Source organism: Streptomyces sp. NBC_01257, assembly GCF_035917255.1.
GTDB lineage: Bacteria > Actinomycetota > Actinomycetes > Streptomycetales > Streptomycetaceae > Streptomyces.
The window spans coordinates 4,748,739-4,765,595 of the sequence record NZ_CP108472.1; the positions used below are offsets into that span (position 1 = coordinate 4,748,739).

The 16,857-nt window shown below is 66.1% G+C and carries 17 protein-coding genes; 10 read left to right on the forward strand and 7 right to left on the reverse strand.

Going from position 1 to position 16,857, the window contains the following annotated elements:
• Positions 1-21 precede the first annotated feature (21 nt).
• The 5 genes from OG408_RS20435 to OG408_RS20455 form a co-directional block, all read right to left on the reverse strand.
• Positions 22-1,254: an ABC transporter permease gene (locus tag OG408_RS20435; protein ID WP_326671206.1), complete on the reverse strand. Its 1,233-nt coding sequence runs from the start codon at positions 1,252-1,254 to the stop codon at positions 22-24.
• The gene (locus tag OG408_RS20440; RefSeq protein ID WP_266780520.1) at positions 1,251-1,982 is read right to left on the reverse strand and encodes an ABC transporter ATP-binding protein; all 732 of its coding nucleotides are present in this window, start codon (positions 1,980-1,982) and stop codon (positions 1,251-1,253) included. Before OG408_RS20440 ends, OG408_RS20435 begins: the two co-directional genes overlap by 4 nt.
• Entirely contained in the window at positions 1,979-3,337 is a 1,359-nt protein-coding gene (locus tag OG408_RS20445; protein WP_326671209.1) for a peptidoglycan-binding domain-containing protein, read from the reverse strand. The genes OG408_RS20440 and OG408_RS20445 overlap by 4 nt, the downstream gene beginning before the upstream one ends.
• A gap of 22 nt (positions 3,338-3,359) precedes the next feature.
• Positions 3,360-3,956, reverse strand: coding sequence for a hypothetical protein (locus OG408_RS20450; protein WP_326671211.1), 597 nt, complete (start codon positions 3,954-3,956; stop codon positions 3,360-3,362).
• Between the two features lie 157 nt (positions 3,957-4,113).
• The gene (locus OG408_RS20455) at positions 4,114-4,410 is read right to left on the reverse strand and encodes a DUF3303 family protein (RefSeq protein ID WP_266780523.1); all 297 of its coding nucleotides are present in this window, start codon (positions 4,408-4,410) and stop codon (positions 4,114-4,116) included.
• Between the two features lie 428 nt (positions 4,411-4,838).
• Here OG408_RS20455 and uppS point away from each other — a divergent pair, with 428 nt between their 5' ends.
• The 6 genes from uppS to OG408_RS20485 all read left to right on the forward strand — a co-directional run bounded on the left by uppS (position 4,839) and on the right by OG408_RS20485 (position 12,443).
• A complete protein-coding gene (gene uppS, locus OG408_RS20460) occupies positions 4,839-5,606 on the forward strand; it encodes a polyprenyl diphosphate synthase (RefSeq protein ID WP_285564539.1) in 768 nt (255 codons plus the stop codon).
• Between the two features lie 47 nt (positions 5,607-5,653).
• The gene (locus OG408_RS20465; protein WP_326674565.1) at positions 5,654-7,114 is read left to right on the forward strand and encodes an oxygenase MpaB family protein; all 1,461 of its coding nucleotides are present in this window, start codon (positions 5,654-5,656) and stop codon (positions 7,112-7,114) included.
• 671 nt (positions 7,115-7,785) lie between these two features.
• On the forward strand, positions 7,786-9,519 hold the full coding sequence (locus tag OG408_RS20470; RefSeq protein ID WP_326671214.1) for an ATP-dependent nuclease: 1,734 nt from the start codon (positions 7,786-7,788) through the stop codon (positions 9,517-9,519).
• Positions 9,516-11,282, forward strand: coding sequence for an ATP-dependent helicase (locus tag OG408_RS20475; RefSeq protein ID WP_326671216.1), 1,767 nt, complete (start codon positions 9,516-9,518; stop codon positions 11,280-11,282). The genes OG408_RS20470 and OG408_RS20475 overlap by 4 nt, the downstream gene beginning before the upstream one ends.
• A gap of 142 nt (positions 11,283-11,424) precedes the next feature.
• The gene (locus OG408_RS20480; RefSeq protein WP_326671218.1) at positions 11,425-11,871 is read left to right on the forward strand and encodes a winged helix-turn-helix domain-containing protein; all 447 of its coding nucleotides are present in this window, start codon (positions 11,425-11,427) and stop codon (positions 11,869-11,871) included.
• Between the two features lie 11 nt (positions 11,872-11,882).
• Positions 11,883-12,443: an HD domain-containing protein gene (locus OG408_RS20485; RefSeq protein WP_326671220.1), complete on the forward strand. Its 561-nt coding sequence runs from the start codon at positions 11,883-11,885 to the stop codon at positions 12,441-12,443.
• Here OG408_RS20485 and OG408_RS20490 read toward each other — a convergent pair.
• Positions 12,440-12,913, reverse strand: coding sequence for an NUDIX hydrolase (locus OG408_RS20490; RefSeq protein WP_326671222.1), 474 nt, complete (start codon positions 12,911-12,913; stop codon positions 12,440-12,442). The genes OG408_RS20485 and OG408_RS20490 overlap by 4 nt on opposite strands.
• Positions 12,910-13,677, reverse strand: coding sequence for a helix-turn-helix domain-containing protein (locus OG408_RS20495; RefSeq protein WP_326671224.1), 768 nt, complete (start codon positions 13,675-13,677; stop codon positions 12,910-12,912). The genes OG408_RS20490 and OG408_RS20495 overlap by 4 nt, the downstream gene beginning before the upstream one ends.
• Positions 13,678-14,546: 869 nt before the next feature.
• Between OG408_RS20495 and OG408_RS20500 the strand changes: the two genes are divergently transcribed.
• Genes OG408_RS20500 through OG408_RS20515 form a run of 4 tightly spaced genes read left to right on the forward strand, consistent with a single transcriptional unit; the run spans position 14,547 to position 16,847 of the window.
• Positions 14,547-14,843 carry a hypothetical protein gene (locus OG408_RS20500; protein ID WP_326671226.1) on the forward strand — a complete coding sequence of 99 codons (297 nt, stop codon included), beginning with the start codon at positions 14,547-14,549 and terminating at the stop codon, positions 14,841-14,843.
• Positions 14,840-15,841 carry a DUF2637 domain-containing protein gene (locus OG408_RS20505; protein WP_326671228.1) on the forward strand — a complete coding sequence of 334 codons (1,002 nt, stop codon included), beginning with the start codon at positions 14,840-14,842 and terminating at the stop codon, positions 15,839-15,841. The genes OG408_RS20500 and OG408_RS20505 overlap by 4 nt, the downstream gene beginning before the upstream one ends.
• On the forward strand, positions 15,838-16,476 hold the full coding sequence (locus OG408_RS20510) for a GGDEF domain-containing protein (RefSeq protein ID WP_326671230.1): 639 nt from the start codon (positions 15,838-15,840) through the stop codon (positions 16,474-16,476). The genes OG408_RS20505 and OG408_RS20510 overlap by 4 nt, the downstream gene beginning before the upstream one ends.
• Positions 16,476-16,847, forward strand: a complete 372-nt coding sequence (locus tag OG408_RS20515; protein WP_326671232.1) for an RRQRL motif-containing zinc-binding protein — start codon at positions 16,476-16,478, stop codon at positions 16,845-16,847. Before OG408_RS20510 ends, OG408_RS20515 begins: the two co-directional genes overlap by 1 nt.
• Positions 16,848-16,857: the final 10 nt, after the last annotated feature.

A 16,857-nucleotide genomic window follows, 5' to 3' on the forward strand; every position in this document is an offset into this window, starting at 1 on the left:
CATCTCCACGGGACCGGCCGCTCAGCCGCCTGCCAGCGCCTGGGTCGGCGCGAGCCGGCCCGCGCGTACCGCCGGATAGAGACCGGCGACCGCGCCGATCACCAGCGTGACCCCCACGCCGGCCACCGCCGCCCACATCGGCACCGCGGTCGGCCAGTCCCGTACGTACGCGTACCCGGCGGTGATCGCCGTACCCAGTACCGTCCCGCCGAGCCCGCCCAGTGCCGAGAGGAGCAGCGACTCGGAGACGAACTGGCCGCGGATCTGCCCGCTGGTGGCGCCCAGGGCGCGGCGCAGGCCGATCTCCGGCCGGCGTTCGAGGACCGAGATGACCATGGTGTTGCCGACGCCGACCCCGCCGACGAGCAGGGCGACACCGCCGAGTCCCAGCAGCAGCCCGGTCAACGCGGAGTCAGTGGCCTCGCGGGCCGCCAGCGCGTCCGAGGGACGTGAGACGAGCACACTGCCCGGCTTCTCGGGGTTCGCGGTGGGGGCCAGCACACCGCGTACGGCACCGACCCGGTCGTCGCGGGCACGCACGTAGACGGTCGACGGGTGCCCGTCGAAACGCAGATACGTCCGAGCCGCCTGGCGGCCGACCAGCGCGGAGCTGTCGATCTCCGGCGCGAGGGGGGCCGGCCGCAGCACCCCGACGAGCGAGAACCAGGTGCCTCCCAGCCACAGCCGGGTGCCCGGGGTGTACGCGTCGAGGCGCCGGGCCGCCTGCGCGCCGAGTACGACGGCCGGATACTCCTCGGTCGCCCTGTCCAGCCAGCGGCCGATCGCCACCTCCGTGCCGATAGCGGCCGGCAGCTCCGGGTCCGCGGCCGCCACTCGAATGCTGCCCGTGCGGCCGACGGGCATCCGGTCGTTGCGGTAGACGGCCGCCCCCTCGACCTCACCGGTCGCGGCCACCTGCTGCACGGGACCGATCCGCCGGATCATCGCCGCCGCCTCCTGCGGCAGCCTGGTCGTTCTTCCGTCGGGCGACTGGCCGGGGGCGACGCGCAGCATGTTGGTGCCGAGCCGGTCGAGCTTGTGGTCGACCTCCGCACGACCGGAGCCGGAGATCCCGACGACGGCGACCATGGCGGCCACCCCGATCGCGATTCCCAGGGCGGACAGGAACACCCGCAAGGGGCGCGTACGCAGGCCGGTACCGCCGAGCCGTACGAAGTCGGCCGGTCCCAGCCTGGCGGGCCGCAGCGCGGAGGCTGCCGCGCGGGCGTGCCGGGAATGCCGGGAGGGGGTCATCCGTGCACTTCCGTACCGGTCGGTGTGTGTGCGCTGTCGGCGACGATCCGGCCGTCCCGCATCTCCACCTTCCGGTCGAACACCTCGGCCATCTCACGGTCGTGCGTGATCACCACCACCGTGGTGCCGGCGGTGTGCAGTTCGCGCAGGAGTGCCAGGACCGCGGTGCCCGCAGCGGAGTCGAGGTTGCCGGTGGGTTCGTCGGCGAGGAGCAGAGCCGGTTCGCCGATCACGGCACGGGCGACCGCGGCCCGCTGCCGCTCGCCGCCCGAGAGCTGGTGGGGCAGATGGCCGAGGCGATGGCTGAGCCCGACACGGGCCAGCGCCCGCGCTGCCCGGCGCCGGCGCTCCCGCATCGGCACACCGGCGTACAGCAGTCCGTCGGCGACGATGTCGAGCACCGGCACCCCGACGGCCAGATGGAACTGCTGGAAGACGAACCCGATGCGCTGAGCACGCAGGGCGGACACCTCGCGGTCGGACAGGGCGGCGATGTCGTACCCGTCGATGACGACGCGCCCGCCGGACGGCCGGTCGAGCGTTCCCATCAGATGCAGCATGGTCGACTTCCCCGAACCCGAGGGTCCGACGATGCAGGCCAACTCGCCGTACCGGACGCCGAGATCGACGCCCCCGACGGCTGTCACCCCACCGGAATAGCGCTTGGACACCGCGGTGAACTCGACGACCGTCCCCGTCCCGCTTCTGCCCGCGGTCATTGGGGTCATTCGGGGACCCTCACCTTCATGCCCTCGCGCACCTGTGCGCCGCTCACCTCGACCTTGCCCCCCGCGAACAGCCCGGTTCCGACCGGTACGAAGCGACTGGGCGAACCATCGCCGGTGCCGTCCTCGGCGGCGCCCTCCAGCCCGTAACCGCCTTCCGCGAGCGCGATGAGAGCGGCGACCGGAACGGCCAGGACGTCCTTGCGCCGCTTGGCCACATAGCGCACGGTGACCGGTCCGCTCTGCAGCCTGCCGAGGGACTCCTGGTCCCTGAAGACGATCACGACAGCCACCGTGGCGGCGGCTTCCCCGGACCCCTCGCCCGCACCCGCCGCCTCGCCCTCCTTCCCGGAGTTGGACGCGGAGGCGTCCTTGCCCACACTCGCCACGGTTGCCGGTACGGAGCTCCCGTCGGGGAGATCCACGCTCACCGTGGTGCCACGCCCCGCCCAGCGCGTGTCGTTCGCCGGTGCGTTGATGGTCACCATGCGCGATGTGCTCGTGTACGTGACCGGGTTTCCGGCCGCCCCGGAGCCCACGGGGGCGGTGGTGCCGGCGATACGGACCGCGCCGGACGCGTAGACGACGGAGCCGGCGTCGACGGTGCCGGTCTGCGGCAGACCGAGATCCTTCTGCCAGCGCTTGACGGCCGCGGCGGTCAGCTCGGTGTAGGACTCGTCGACGGTGAAGCCCGAATAGCCCAGAGCGCTGAGGTTGCTCTCGAACTGCTGGACGTCCATACCGTGCAGGGGCACCGATCGCGGCCGCGCGTCAGGTGCCGGCTGTGCGGTGGTGTCCGGAGCGCCGGAGCGGCTCTTGCCGGCTTGCGCGCCGCCTCCGCCGGCAGTACCCCCGTTCGCATCCCCGCTCCCCTCCCTCTCCCCGTCCCCGCCCCCGTTCGCGTCGGTCTCGCCGGCTGCTGCCTCCTGCAGACCGAGATCCCGGTACATCGGCAGGCTCCCGTACAGCAGCACCACCGGCCGGTCATCGATCCGCAGCACCTGCTGCCCGCGCCGCGCAGTGGTTCCGGAGGCGGGAAGCCAGGTGATCGTTCCCTCGGCCTTCAACGGGAAAGGCACCTCCGGGCCGTGCCCGAGCTGACCGTCGATCTCCGTCTGGTCGGTCAGCGTCTCGCGCGACACCTGAACCGTCCGGCCCCCTCTGCCAGGCACCTTGGCATCGTCCGTATCGCCCCCGCCGAGTCCGAGGGCGCCGGCAGTGCTGACCGCGGCGACCAGGAGAATCCCCACCGCGACCAGGGCAGGTCCCCGGCGGCGTCTGCCTCCGGGGGCGCTTCCGGCTTCGTGCTCGGCCGCGGAGCTGCCGTCCGTGGCGAACTGCTGCTCCGGCTCGTTCATCCCGTCCACCCGTTCGAACCCGTCAGCCTTGGGGCACGGGTGCGTCGTCCGGAATACCGATGACGGAAGCGCAGGCACGCGTCGCGCGCTTCGCACCCGCTGACGCCGAGTCCCAGGTGACGTCCTGGAAGTGCCCGGAATCGTCGGTATCGGGGAAGTCGGGTGCGCCGTGCTCCTGCATGCACGTGGCGTACTGCTTCTTCTTGCGGATCTCGGTTTCGGACAGCGGAGGCTGCTGCGCCTTCTCGACGCTGTCCGGCACGGCCACGCTGAGGCCGGCGCACTCTTCCTGCGCCTTCAGTGCCTTCGGGTCGCGCTTCCACTTCGACCGGTCGCCGACGTCTACATTTCCCTTGGCATCAGGGTCGGGGGCGTCGAGGCCCGCGTCACGCAGGCACTTGACCCACTTGCGCTGGGCGTCGACGTACTCAGCCAGCTCACTCGTACCGCCCGCGGATGCGGATGCGGATGCGGTGGCGGAGCTCTTCGCGCTGCCCGCCGACGCCACTTCGCCGTCGCCACCGCCGTCACCACCGCAGCCCGTCGTCAGGGCCAGCGCCGTCAACGACGCCGCACCCATCAGCCACAGTTGCCCCTTGAACCTCCGACGCGCACTCATCCCCGCGTGCTCCTCACAGCCACCGCCGGCCACCCACTGCGCCCGGTGGTGACGAAAGTAGGAGCGCACCCATGAAGGACCTGTGAAGAAGCAATCAAGAAGTGTTCCGGGTCAGAGCGCCTGGTTCAGCCGGCTCCTGGTTCAACCTGTGCCTGGTTCACCCCTGCTTCAGTGCGGCGAGGCCCTTCTTCATGTCTTCGGTGTTCATGACCGGCTGGATCTCGATCGACGCGCCGAGTCCCTCGAAGAGCGGCTCCGCGATGGAGGGCAGCAGCGAGCTGTCCGGCATGTCGAACACGAAGGTGCAGCATCGCTTGCCCTCGCTGGGGCCGAAGTAGGCCGCCTCGGGCTTGAGGCGTTCCGCGAGCGACTGCATGATCGTCGGCAGGGTGCCGTTCTTGACCGCTTCGTTCGCGAGCTGGGTGTCCAGCTGTGCTCGCAGCATGACCCTCATGGCGTGGCTCCTTCCGTCCTCCGGGACCGGCGCGGATCCGTCCGCGCTCGCTGAACCCCGGCGACGTCCCGCTCAGCGTCACCGCGGGGTGCGGGGGCAGCCAACATCTCGTGCACCATCCGGGCTGCCCCCGCACGCCATCGACCCCTCCGACTGACGTGCTACGGGTGAACAGGCGCCCATCGCGCTGCACGGCGGCTCGGGCACCGGCACCCTGCTGAGTGAGGAGCAGGCGGGGTATGCGCTGCGCAGGCCGGTGGCCCGCTGCCTCCGCCCTCCGCAATCGGCATCACGGTCCCGGCGAAGCCCGGCGGGCGCGAGTCGAAGGGGGCGATTCAGTGACGTTCGGTGCGACAGGGCCATCCGGCCACAGGCACGCGACGGACGAGCCGGCCGGAAGCGCCGGTGTGCAGCCGGAGGTTCCCGGCGTGCGGACGGTTCCGGAGCAACCGTCCCAGCCGCCCGATGAGGGGTGGCGCCCGGTGCCTCGCCACGTCGCGTGCGTGATGGACGGGAACGGCCGGTGGGCGCAGCAACGCTCCCTGCCGCGCACGTCCGGGCACCGTGCGGCGGAGGCAACGGTGATCGATGTCATCGAGGCGGCGCGGTCGGCGGGGGTCGAATGGCTCAGCCTGTACGCGTTCTCCACCGAGAACTGGCGGCGTCCGGGCGACGAGGTCGACTTTCTCATGCGTCTGGTACGCCGAGTGGTGCGCAAACACGCGCTGCTGCTGCACGCGCGCGGCATCCGATGCCGGCTCCTGGGAGCCGAGGACCCGCGCATTCCCGCCCCGCTGGCCCAGGACTTCGCCGACCTGATGACTCTCACCGAGGCCAATCGCGGCATGACGCTGACCGTGGCGTTCGACCACGGCGGGCGGCAGGACATCGTCGCCGCAGCGCGGTCCCTCATCCGCGCCGGGGTGCCCGCGGATGCCGTCGACCAAGCGTGCTTCGCCGCGCATCTGCCCGTGCCCGACACGCCTGACGTGGACCTGGTGATCCGTACCTCCGGCGAACAGCGCATCTCCAACTTCATGCTCTGGCAAGTGGCCTACGCCGAGTGGGTCTTCCCGCCGGTGCTCTGGCCCGACTTCCGTGCGCCGCACCTTCTGGAGTGCCTGCACGAATACCGACGCCGCGACCGCCGATTCGGCGGTGTGGCACCGCAGACGAAGGGACGACCTCAAAAGTGAAGGACACGGACAGCAGCCGCTTCACGCCGAACGGGCCCGGTACCGGGGTGCCGTACGAGAACTCCGACCGGGAGGCCGCCGGACCGCCGGAGGAATCCCTGTTCGGCCCCGGCTCGCAGTTCCACCGATTCTTCAACGATCCGCGATGGGCGCTGGCCGTCGTCAGGGCCACGGTGCTGGAAGCGGCCCACCCGCAGATCGGCGCGGCCCTGGCCGACAACTCCTCCTTCGTGGTGCACCCGTGGCGCCGCCTGAGCAACACCCTCGTGAGCCTGCAGCGCATGTTCGGCGCCGACGAGGAGACCAGGCAGAGAGAGGCGGCGCGACTCAACCGCCTGCACGCACGGCTGAGCGGCACGGACGCCAGGAACCAGCCCTACGACGCGATGGACCCCGAGGTACGGGCGTGGGTGGTCGCGACGCTCTTCGAGAGCTCCGTCACCATGTGCCGACTGAGCGGACAGCCCCTGGACCAGCTCACGATGGAACGGCTCTACGCCGAATTCCAGGCATTCCTGGCCGCTTTGGGGGACCGGGCGGGCCACCTCCCGCCCACGCTGCCCGAGTTCTGGCAGTACTACGACCGCATGGTCGCGGAGGAACTGCAGAACACGGAGGCGCTGCGCATCATCCTCTATCAGCTCTTCGAACATCTGCCGGCGCCGCCGCTGTTCCGTGGACTTCCTACGCTCTGGGCGACCGGTCGCGCACTGGCAGGGCCCGTGATCGGCACCATCACCGTGGCATCGCTTCCCGAGGTCTTCCGCCGTCGTGCCGGGCTGCCGGAGATCCCTGGTGCCCAGACCCTGATGCAGGGTGCCTACATGGCCGCCCGTCTGACCGGTTCCCTGCCCGACAACTGGATCCAGACGGAGAACGTCGTCAGTCTGCTGAATCTGTCGCCGGACGGCGACGGGCCCTGGTCCGAGAGGCTCACCACCCTGCGCACCCGGACGAAGCGGGCCGGCGCACTGTTCCGGCTGATCACACCGGTAGCGGCACAGCAGGGCGCTCCGGGCGGGGCCGGGGACCAGCGAGGTGCCCGAGAGTTCTTCACCGAGGTACTGGACCAGACCGGGGACGGCTGTCTGGACTGGCCCGACCTCGCCGCCATGGCCCGGGAACTCTGCTCCCGTCTCGACCTGGACGAGCCGGAGGAGACCCGCTTGTACGACGCTTTCGCCGCGTGGTGGAGGGAACTCCAGGCAGCCCTGGACAGCGACGGGGACGGTCGGGTGAGCGCTGACGAGTACGCGGCCGCAGCCCCGTCCCTGGCAGGACCGGCGCTGATCAGGGTCGCCGAGGTCCTCTTCGATGTCACCGACGCGGACGGCGACCAGTCCATCGACGCCGAGGAGTACCGGGCCCTGTTCAGGAGAGGCTTCGCGCGATCCGTCGCGGAGGGCGAAGGGCGATACTCCCGAAGCGCGTTCGTCCGGGAATTCCTGTCCTTCATGTCAGGCCGTCAGCGCTCGACCCCCTACGACCCGTTGCTGTCCGACGCGTAGTCCTCCGGCCCCGCCCGACCACTGAGACCCGGGGGCGCCGTTGCGTTCCTGAACGTCGAAGGCCCCCGCAGCGAGCTGCGGGGGCCTTCGACGTATTGCCCGGTGAGAGCAATGGCGGAGGATACGAGATTCGAACTCGTGAGGGGTTGCCCCCAACACGCTTTCCAAGTCTGTTGGTCCTCTGCCACAGCATGTTCGTACCCGTTCACCTGCGTTCATGCTCGGCCCGCTCCGCCGGGGAGACCCAGCCGGAGCCTGGTATGAACGCCGGCGAACGCCGGTGAATGAGACGGAAACTGAGACGCTCGTGGTGCGAAGCCAGCGGCCGCAATGTGCTGCAACAGCCATTCATCCGTGGCTCCAGCTGGAGCGGTCACTACGGTCGCTCCAAGCCCCAGGGAGGAAGCTGCCGGACAGGGCGGTTGAGTTGCGCTACACGGCACCGCCATCCAGCCCCTCGCCGGCGGCCCGTCACTTCAGCGGTGTGACAGGGTCACGGCACGCCATCGAGGGTGCAATCCAGCCAACTGACCTGAAATTGATGCACCTTGTCATACTCACGAGTGAACGCAGGCTACGGTCTCTGCCATTTCATATGCATGGGGCATGCCGCTGTCCTATGCTGCCACCCGGTGAGCGCGGTGGGGCGCTGCGGAGACCTAGGGGGCGGCGTGAAGATTAGTCGACTGCGGATTAAGAACTTTCGCAATTTGGCAGACATTGATCTCCCCCTTGGATCTACCAATGTGATTGTGGGAGAGAATCGCGTTGGGAAGAGTAACCTGACCCACGCGCTGCGGATCCTCTTCGATCCTTCTCTACCCAACAGTGATCGTCACCTGCGGACCGAAGATTTTTGGGACGGCCTATCAGCAGGGCAAGAAGACTATGATCCCAAAAAGGAAAAACAAGAGATCACTATCTCGGTCGATATTGAAGACTTCGCTGACGATGAACGTGTTAGCGCTGTGCTGGCCGATGCGCTCGTTTCCCGCGACCCTTTGAGAGCGAGAATTACGTATAAGTATGGCCCAAGAGTAATTCCTGGGACGGAGGAAGACGAAACAGTCTACAACTGGGTCATCTACCGAGGTTCAGATGACGGGAACCTCATGCCGGCTGAGCTTCGCGGCTACCTCCATCTCGCCTTTCTGCATGCACTGCGTGATGTCGAATCAGACGTAGCTGGCTGGCGAAGGTCACCTCTCCGGCAGCTTCTGGAAGCGGCATCTGAGGTTGCTACCCCAGCAGAACTTTCGCGAATCGCGGCTGCCGTAGAAGAAGCCAACAATCAAGTTAGCCAGCTGTCGGCAGTCAAGAGCCTTGGCGAAAATATCACCAGTCTTATGGTCGATATGGTGGGGAGTAGCCATGCCTTGGAGGCCGAACTTGGCGTTGCATCCACTGATCCGCAACGACTCATTAGGACCCTAAGGGTGTTCGTTGACGGGGACTCTCGGAGGCCGCTCTCAAGTGCAAGTCTCGGAACGCTTAATGTTTTGTACTTTGCTCTCATGGAGCTGGGTATCCAACAGAAACTGCTTAAGGAAATTGCGCATTTCATTCTAGCTATCGAGGAACCGGAAGCGCACCTGCACCCACACCTTCAGAGGCTCATCTTCAAGCGACTGATCGAGTCTGCCGACGACACCCAGACCGTATTTGTGACTACACAGTCTCCCCATATTGCGAGCAGCGCCGGTCCGCGTAACCTGATTCTGCTTCGCAACGAAGGGGGAGCCACGAAGGCTTTGGCCGCTTCGGAAGCCAACCTAACCAAGGCCGAATGGGATGACATTAGCCGATACCTCGATGTTACGAGGGCAGAGGTTATCTTTGCGCGCCGGGTTCTGCTGGTGGAAGGGTATGCAGAGCAGGCAATCATTCCGCACTTGGCACAGGCTCACGGTTTTGACCTGGATAAGAGTGGCGTGAGCGTGTGCGCAATCCATGGTGTTCACTTCTTGGCATATTTGAAGTTTTGCCGAGCTCTGGGAATCCCTTGTGCAGCCATCACAGATGGCGATATCCAGGTAGATAAAAAGGGACACAAGAGGCAGGCGGGAAAACTGCGCGCGCAGCGCTTCATGACTGCACTCGGAGAAAATGGAAGTCCAAGCGATTCAGGCATCTTCGTAGGCGGTACAACGTTTGAGTACGACCTATTGCAAGCAACGGACCGAAATCTTGCTGAGTCTGTAGCCGCCCTTAAAGAGCTTGCTGCCACTCCTAAGACACTTCGCGATATTGAACTCTGGGGTGACGCTGACCCTGGCTATTACCAGTGCATGTCCATGATCAAGCGTGTCGGCGGGAAGGGGCGATACGCAAACAGTTTGATGTCGCGGCAGATGGATCTTCCCGACTACCTGCGATCCGCTCTTGAGTATGTGGTGGGGCAGTGAGATCGCTTGCGGCTTCGATTGAAGAGCTGAGGCGGAATGATCGCCAATGGGATGCCTTTACCGCGACTGGGCATGCAGTGGTCATGGCACCACCGGGAAGCGGCAAAACGAAGTTGCTGGCTACTCGCATTGCATACGACCTGGAGTCTCTGCCCGAGCCACAGGGTATCTCTGGCATCACCCTGACGAACGCGGCTGCAGGCGAACTGCGAAGGCGTGTAGCCCATCTCGGTGTCCGCCCGAGAGCCAATGTGTTCTTAGGGACCGTCCACAGCTTTGCTATTCAACGAATTTTGGCTCCCTTTGCCGAGGTTTGCGGCCGCGGCGACGTACTGGGGCGTCAGCTTGCAACGCGAAAGCAAAGAGGTCGCATCTTCCGGGAGGCAATCGGCGAGGTCTACGCTGATTGGGAAGATACTCGCGGCATTAGGTCAACGGTCGAGCGTCATCGCAAAATGCTTGCAACGGAAGACGAGTGGGCCCTAGCGGGTCCGAGGATCGCCAAAGTCTCCTCTAATTTTGATCGCATTCTCGCCAGTGAGTCTCTCACAGACTTTGACTCATTGATCACAACTGCCGTCGAAGTGGTCCAAGATAATAAGTTCGTGAAAGACCTACTCATTGCCAAGTACCCGCGGATTTACGTAGACGAATACCAGGACTTGGCACCAGCATTGGACCGCATCGTTCGCATTCTTTGCCTGGAAGGAGGCAAGAGAGCGCTACTCTTTGCGGTCGGAGACCACAACCAAGCAATCTATGGATGGACGGGGACTAGGCCGGAACTACTGCATGAATTGAGTGCCCATCCGGCGGTCACAAGGGTAGAGCTGAATAAGAACTATCGATGCGCGCGCAACATCATCTCCCGAGCCAGCTCGCTACTCAGTATCGAGGGAGTGCAGGGGGTTTCCGAAGGTGGCATCGTCCAAGCACTTTGGTGTCGAGCCGGAGTGTATGAACAAGCCGAGCGTGCGGCGGACATAGCTGTGCAAGAGATTGCAGCAGGAACTTCCGCTCACGAAATTGGCGTTTTGTGTCCGATTGGTTACTACTCAACCGTAGTAGCTGAAGTATTCAGGCAGCGCGGGATTCCGGTTTGCGACAACTCAAGCCCGTACGGATCTTCGAAAGTTTCGATATTTATCGAGAAGCTGGCCGCATGGGTCACACACGGGGATTCAGGCCAAGGTGTTGATTTCTCCGACTTGGTCGCAGACTGGCGATTTCTGCTACGCAGAGAATCCGGCGATATTGACATTCACGTCGGATTGATGAAAATCGTGAAGGACAGCTCGACTGTCGATGGGGAAAGCGCTTTTGAGTTCGTGAATCGACTTCTCTCCGTCGGTCTCTCGGCTATTTACAAGGATCCGGCAACGTCAGAAGATGCCTCCACTCTCGACGAGATGCTTGAGGCTTTTAATGGCGACGGCGAGCTTGCCGAATGGACACTCTCTGATCTTGCTCATCGAGGAAGGCGCGACGGGCGGGTTGCAATTTTTACAGTCGCCTCATGCAAGGGCCTGGAATTCGATGTTTCGCTGATCTTGGGTGCCGACGAAGGCATGATGCCGCACTTCCTTTCGCTGCGTGATCAGGAGAAATTGGCCGAAGATCGCCGAAAGTTCTACGTTGCGGTCACGCGTTCAAGAACTAAAACTTATGTATTCTTTTCTGGGTTCCCTGAGTGGGGGTCAGGGCGTCCTGGCAGGTCGAGCGGTCCGAGCAGGTTCCTCAGGGAAATGGACCTGATCGAATAGCTCATGAACAAGGCCGGTGAAGTGGGGGTCGGGGCTTGTGGCCATGATCCTGTCCCCAATTTCATAGCCGCAGCTCGTTAGCATGCCGCCCGGGCGTGGGACGCTGGGGAGCAAGCAACGAAGCGACATGAGAGGAGCCGAAGTGTCGGAGGCCAGTCCGCGCGGAACCTACCTGATCATCTCGGAGGCGCTGCGGAAGGCGATCGAAGCAGGCGAGATCAGTGGCCCGCTGCCGTCCGAGGCTATTCTCATGCGTACGCACGGTGTCGCTCGCAACACGGTTCGTCGTGCCCTCAAAGTGCTGGAAGCCGAGGGCGCCCTTGAACCCGTACCAGGGATCGGCTGGCGTGTCGCCCGAGGGGGCGACCGCCGTTCGCTTGCGGAGCGTATGACGGATGTGATCGCGGAGGACGTGCTGGCGATCGGCGACACTTACCCGTCTGAGGCTAAGCTCTGCGAGCGCTTCGGCGTGTCACGTACAGCGGTACGTCGTGCACTCGCCCACATGGAAGGTACCGGCTTGCTGGCTACCGTTCATGGCAAGGGGCGCACGGTGCGCGCCCTCCCGACTTCCGCCGGCCGGTCGTAGTCTTGGCCGCCATGGGACTGAATGAGTGGGCGTACCCGCTATCCGAAGCGCTGCTGTCCGAACCTCTCCCACGCCGGTGGGCACACGTCCTCGGGGTCGCTGAACGTGCTCGCTCTCTGGCACCGATCCTGGGCGATGATGCAGAGCTCCTGGAAGCGGCTGCGGTGCTGCATGACATCGGCTACTCGCCGAGCATCGCCACCACCGGCTTTCACCCGTTGGACGGGGCTCGGTTCCTGCGAGACCAGGAAGGCGCGGACGAACGAGTGGTCAGTCTGGTGGCTCACCACTCCTGTGCGCTCCTGGAAGCTGAGGAGCGGGGCCTCAGACAGGAGCTGGAGAGCGAGTTCGAGTTGGAACGCCCCGCTCTTGTTGACGCGTTGATCTTTTGCGACATGACGACCACGCCAACCGGTGGGCACACCACGCCGGCGCAGCGGCTGGGCGAGATCGTGCAGCGGTACGGCCCCGACACGATCGTGGGACGCTTCATCCAACGTGCGGCACCGGAGATCTACGCGGCCGCGGAGCGGGTAGAGAGCCGTCTGACCAGCGCGCCAGCCGGCGGTTAGCCGATATAGGGCTCACGTCGTGAGTCGTCCAGGCCGTGCTGGATGCGCAGCCGCATGGATGGGTGAATGTTCAGCCTGTCGAGGTCTGCTGGGGCGACCCAGCGGACCTCTTTCGATTCGCTGCTCGTTCGCAGAGCCCCCCCAGTTGGGTGCGCGCGGAAGCAGATGGAGAACTGCTGCCGAACCTCCCCGTCGTCGTACGCCAGCACGTGTTCGGGGCTCGTGTAGAGACCCACGATGCTGTCGATCTCCACGGTGATCCCGGTCTCTTCGACTACCTCCCGGACGACCGTGTCCGCGATGCTCTCGCCGATGTCATGTCCGCCCCCAGGAAGGGCCCAAAGGTCGTTGTCGGTCTTGTGGATGACCAGGAGCCGTCCCTCCTTGTCACGGACGACCGCCGTAACCGAAGGCACTACCGAGTTGGCCTCGGGTGCGTTGGGGTCGCGGAAATAGTCGATGCGGCTCACGCGTGCAGGCCTCGTTCGGTGGGGGATGAGATAGGCCGGGCTGTCTCCCATACGCGCTCGATGCTCTCTGCGTAGGCATCGAACAACTCTCCTCCTGCGACGCGCTGAAGGTGCAGCACCGGGGCCATGTACGCACCGACGCCATACAGATGGCCGTTAGCCAGCATCTCGTCGTCGGCACGGTAGATCGAGTTGTAGAGCGTGGTGTTGTGCAGCCGGAACTCCACTCCGGGAAGCCCGAAGAACGGTCCGTAGTTGAGGAGAGCGTTGCGGATCTTGCTGGCCATGGCTGGGCCGAGTCCCTCATCCTCGCCACGCATAGCCACGGCGGCGCCGTCCGGGTCTCCGAGCATGAACCGCACACGGACGCCGGCCGCCGATTTTTCCTTTACTACTTGGTGGAAGGCTGCGTCTTCAGTGAGCCAGAAGCCTGAGTACACGAGGACATCGAAGTGCTCCCGCGCCCTTGAGTAGAGCTGCGGCCACAACCGGTGCGGCACGACGGACCGGTGTGGGTACAGCTTGATCAGCTCGGCGTTCCCAGCCTCGGTGACCTCGGCTGAGGTCCGCTCTTCTGGCCACAGGTAGGACACCTCGCATTGCAATAGCGATGCAGTGGCGAACTGGAAACGTCGGTAGGGCTTGCGCTTCGGATCGCCGATCCACCGCTCGACCGTCTTCGCCGACACCCCTAAGCGGGAGCCCACTTGTTCAAGGGTGAGGCCGCTCTCAACGATCGCGCCTCGAAGTCTCTCGTTGGCCATGTCGTGCTCTCCCTGCTGGGACGACTTGGGACGACTTCACCCTAGCGAAGTCGTCTACGGGTCGTACATGCACGGGGTCGTTCGTCTTCTCTTCTGGGGCCAATCTGTAAGCACATCAACAGCGAGGGCTCGCGGCAGCCGAACAGCCGAAGGGCTTGACGGTGCGAATCTCTCTCTGCATGATGAGGAACACGTACTACATGTACCTCTTCTTCGGCAGTATCTGTTTGGCGGCGCTGACCCAGGCCCTGAACTGCATGACCGCAGAGCGCCCGGCGGGTCCCGTGAGGACGGGAGCCCCTTTGACCAGGGGTTACCGCGCTTGCCGGGGAGCGACTGTTCTTTGACAACTGAATGAGGATCACGCCGCCTCTCCTCGGCCAAGTAGGCGGCCACGCGGTTCTTCCGCGTGATGCACAGCGCAACCCACACCACCGCAGCGCTTCGGCGCTACGGCCGGTTGCCTCCCCTGTCCGTCCGGTCCGCTTCGTGCGGGCTGTCCGGGCGGGGCTGAGGGGAGCCGGGTTCCGCCGGCACCAACAAGCGCGCCGCCCGGAGATGCAACTCCGGGCGGCGCTGACAGGCACCTGACTAGGAGGTCCCTGTGGTCGCGAGTCTGACAGATGCGGAGCGAGCCGATCTGGCCCGCAAGAACGCCGAAGTGAACAAGCGCAGCGAGGACAACGCCCGTACGAACGGACGCCGTTGATGCCTCACATCTTCTCCGCCCCGATGGTCGCAGGCCGGGTTCGACTCCCGGCCGGGGTACTGCCTCCGCCGCACTCGCGGCTCGGGGGTCTTGCCGGGGCGGCCGCCTCTCGCCAAAGACCGAGGCCGTCCCCGCTCCCTTCGCTGATCAGGAGTACCCAATGCGCACATACATCGGCGGCCATGAGGCCGTCTCGGATACCGACTTCGTGGAACTGGCCCTGGGCACCCCGCTGGACTTGTGGCTGGGTGTGGAGGGCGAGAGCGAGATGGACGCGGCTGCCCGGATGGACGCGGCCCGCGACATCCTCGCCGACAACCCCGACTTCCCCGACCGCGTGAGCCGCGTTGCCGCTGAGGCGATCGAGGCGTTCGCGCCGGAGCTCTTCAACGTCATCCCGCTCCCCGTCCGGCGGCCGGTCCGCCGCCGTCAGTCCCGGGGCTGGGTGGCGGCATGAGCACCCAGACGCTGAACACGGATCGGCCGGCGGTTCCGCCATTAACCCGCCCGGAACTCGGTCTGGCCGGTGTCGGCGCGCTCGCCGCCGCCGGGGTCGGCGCACTCGGACTCATCTCGTCATTCGACGCGGTGTCCGAGGCGGCGGCCCGGTGGGGGTTCGGTGAGCCGTGGATGGTGCCGGTCGGGATGGACGTCTCTATCCCTGTGTTCTCCGTGGCGAACCTGCTGCTGATCCGGATGGACATGGCGTTGGCGTGGGTGCGGTTCGTGCCCTGGATCCTCACCCTGGTCACCTGCGGACTGAACATCTCCGCAGGCCACGGGGTGTGGGCGAAGATCGCGCACGGAACGATGCCGCTGCTGTGGGTGGTCTTTTCCGAGATCGGCGCCCACATCTACGCCTCCCGCATCGGCGCGGTCACCGGTCGGCGCATGGACAAGATCCGCGCCTCCCGCTGGCTGCTCGCCTTCCCCTCCACCTTCGCCTTGTGGCGCCGGATGACGTTGTGGGAGATCACTTCCTACGCCGATGCGCTGGCCCGTGAGCGGGAACGCGTGCTGGCCCGTGCTGACCTGCGCGAGCGGCACGGTCGCATGTGGAGGTGGAAGACACCACGACGTGCCCGGGTCCTGCTCAAGCTCGGGGAGATCAGCCCCGAAGCCGAGCAGGAGACGCCGGCCGCAGCCCCGCAGCCGCAGCCCGAGCCGGAGAGCAAGCCGACACCGGCCGCTAAGCGGCCCACTCGCCGCGCCCCCGGCAAGGCCAAGGGGAAGCGAACCCCGGAAGAGGTTCTGTCCGAGGCGCGACAGGTCACCACAGCGTGGCCGGACAGGGCGCTGACCGCAGACCGCATTCGTACCGAGCTGCACGTCTCGCAGGCCACCGCTCGCACCCTGCGCGACAGCCTCAAGGCCGAGCGCGCCGCGACCCCGCTGCACTCCGTCGACACCGAGCAGGCAGACCGCGGTGACGGCCCCGGGGCGGTGGCGGCATGAACACGCTCTTATCCGTGCTCGCCGCGTCCGGGCCGCTCGCGGCCGGATGGTCCGTCCACACCATGTGGATGCGCCGCCGCCTGCACACCGCCCGCCTCGATCCGCTGACCGGGCTGCACACACGCGACGGCTTCACCCGCCGCGCCACCGCCCTGCTCAAAGATCCGCGGGCGGTGGTGGTCCTCGCCGACGTCGATCACTTCAAGCAGATCAACGACGTCCACGGCCATGCGGCGGGGGACGCGCTGTTGCAGGCGACCGCGGCCCGGCTGGCCCACTACGTCGGCCGGACCGGTGTCGCCGGGCGGCTCGGGGGCGATGAGTTCGCCGCCGTCGTCATCGACGACCACGGCACCGTGTCAGACCTGCTCGCCGTCCTTCACGGCGTGCTCGCCCGACCGGCCAGCAGCACGACACCGAACGTGCACACCACGGTGTCGCTCGGCTGGGTCCGCGCCGAAGACCACCCCGCCGATGACCTGTCCGCCTTGCTGCGGCGGGCCGATGAGGCGATGTACGCGGCGAAGCAGGGCCGGGCCGGGGTCCGCCGGGCGGGGCTCGGCAGGCTCTTCGCCACCTGGTCCGGCCGCCGTGCCGGCCGGCGCGGCGCGAGCGCCTCAAGGGCGGTGGCGTGATGTCTCTGACATACGCCAAGTGCTACGACCCCACCGGCGCCCGGCACGGCATACCGACGTTCCCGTGGTGGCTCGCCCCGGACGGCTACGCGACCCGCCGTCAACTCCGGGCCCGCGGCCTTCGGCCCGGAGGTCAGCAGGTGCAGGCGCAGTTGATGCGCCGCTCCCGCGGCCGCAAGTCCGGCGTGCTGGTCGCCTACCTCTACCGCATCGAGCACGCCAAGCCGGTTCGCCCGATGACCCCGGGCCGCGCCTCCGCGCTCGCCAAGGCGATGACCGCCCGCCGCACCTGCCCCGAGTGCCGGGCCGATGCCGGTTACTGCATCCCGACGTCGCTCGGCATGTGCGTGTCCTGCGCCTACCCCTCCTGACCGCTTGACC